General features: G+C 57.6%; 2 protein-coding genes. Both read left to right on the top strand.

Going from position 1 to position 1,336, the window contains the following annotated elements; genetic code table 11:
• On the top strand, window positions 1-423 hold a 423-nt coding region (locus tag AK963_RS34010; RefSeq protein WP_175404724.1), incomplete at its 5' end, for a hypothetical protein.
• 6 nt (window positions 424-429) lie between these two features.
• On the top strand, window positions 430-1,336 hold a 907-nt coding region (locus tag AK963_RS29045), incomplete at its 3' end, for a hypothetical protein (protein ID WP_202969927.1).

Genomic DNA, 1,336 nt, shown 5'->3' with positions numbered 1-1,336 from the left:
GGCGGGTATCAGCTGGTCATTAATAACCTCGGGATTGATGACAACGGTGACTACCGGGAGAAAAAACTGGGCATGGCCTTTAAGCAGTCCGATGGCTCCTGGGTAACGGGGTACGGCTGGGCCAATACCTCAGTGATCAAGAGTGACGGGTATACGCTGTCGGGTGGCCAATACTCCGGCTATGCCCTGGTGAATGGTGAGATGGAGTCGGTATTTCTGTCTGGGACAATGACGGTCTCCGTGAACCCCAATGGTAAAGGTTCCTTCACCGCGCATCTGGACAGTGGCAACGGTGACCAGTACATCACGGCAACCCTGTCGGCACCGGTGAGTGGCTCGATCACGGGCATCAAGTTCTACGCGGAAGCCATGAACCAGAACAAACTGGTGGGCACGGTTTCGGTGTACGGCCTGAAAAAATAACCCACCATGAAACTCGATATCACCTCCTTTACCGGCGAAGTCCCCTGGCTGGACAGCCACCTACTGGAAGACACCCAGGCGGAGGCGGCCATTGACTGTCGTTTAACCAATGGCAGCCTGCGAGCCTACTACACACCTGCTGATGAAAAGACTCTGACCGATACTCCGCAAACCATCTATCTCTATCGCAACGAAGGCGAACGGTACTGGTTCGACTGGACTACGGACGTGGACGTGATCCGTTCTCCCGTGGCGGACGATCCCAATAACCGGGTCTATTACACAGGCACCGTGAAAGGTCCCCGCTACACCGATAACGGCCTTGCCCTCAGTGGTGGCAGTGACTACCCGGTTAATGACCATCAGATCGGTATGCCGGAGCCGGACATGGCACCCGTGGTGACCCTCAGTGGCACACCGCTGGAAGATGCTCAGGCAGTGGACGCCGAAACCCGCTTCTATACCTACACCTGGGTGGATGAGAACGGACGGGAAGGGCCACCATCGCTGCCCTCTGGTGAGATCAGCGTACTGCCCGGTGAAACCGTGGACATTACCGTGGGTGCCGGCCCCGGTGCGGTGGACCTGAATATCACCCATTACCGGATTTACACCAGTACGCAGGTGGGCGTGTATCAGCTCTGCACCCAGATCAACAATGCTGGAACGGTGGCAACCGATACCCCGGTGGGCGTCACCAGTGTGGTGGATCAAACCCCGATGGATCAGCGGGGCGGCATCCTGAAAACCATCGGCTGGATCGCACCACCCAATGACCTGCAAGGCATGGTGGTACTGCCCGGTGGCGTGGCGGTGGGCTTTTCCGGCAAAGAATTGATGTTCAGCGAACCCTATCACTTGTACGCTTGGCCAGCGGCCTATCGGCTGGCGGTGGAGTACGACATCCAGTCAC

This window comes from Endozoicomonas atrinae (assembly GCF_001647025.1).
Classification (GTDB): domain Bacteria; phylum Pseudomonadota; class Gammaproteobacteria; order Pseudomonadales; family Endozoicomonadaceae; genus Endozoicomonas; species Endozoicomonas atrinae.
Note: the sequence above shows the minus strand (reverse complement) of the source record. Positions and strands in the feature narration are given on the sequence as shown.